At 60.2% G+C, this 558-nt stretch carries 1 protein-coding gene; it reads left to right on the top strand.

Annotated elements, in window-relative coordinates:
- Positions 1-365: NUDIX hydrolase (locus AC1D0P_RS27600; protein ID WP_477679644.1), on the top strand; the 365-nt coding region annotated here is incomplete at its 5' end.
- Between the last annotated feature and the right edge of the window lie 193 nt (positions 366-558).

Raw genomic sequence — 558 nt, 5'->3', positions numbered from 1 at the left:
GTGTGCGCGGCAGCGCCGGCGAGGACAGCCAGGTTCTGTTGATTACCAGCCGCGACACCGGACGCTGGGTCATTCCCAAGGGAAATGTCGAAAAGCGCGAAGATTCAAGGCACACTGCCGCCCGCGAGGCCAAGGAGGAGGCCGGCGTCAGCGGCAGAGTGTCGAAGAAGCCGCTCGGTTATTACACCTACATCAAGAGCAGGGAGGGGCTTGCCTGTCTTGTCTCCGTCTATCGGCTGGATGTCGACAGGATAAGGCCGGACTTCCCCGAGGCCAAGGCACGCCAACTGGAATGGGTCTCGCCTCTCGAAGCCGCAAGGCGTGTCGACGAACTCGAACTCAAGGGGCTGTTTCAACAGATCTGACAGTAGCGCCTGTGCAGATTCTCGCGCGGCTCCCACATTTGTGATGCTGCGGTTTTGTGACAGTCTGCTAATGTTGCCTTGCCCCGTGCCCCGGGGCAAGCAGGATTAACTCCAAAACTATCCCGGCTGCGCTGCGGCCGGGCTTTTTATTCAGCCTGACGGCGATTTCAACGGCAGCGCGATCGGCTTGAGG

Source organism: Polaromonas sp. P1_G2, from assembly GCF_056405515.1.
Note: the sequence above shows the minus strand (reverse complement) of the source record. Positions and strands in the feature narration are given on the sequence as shown.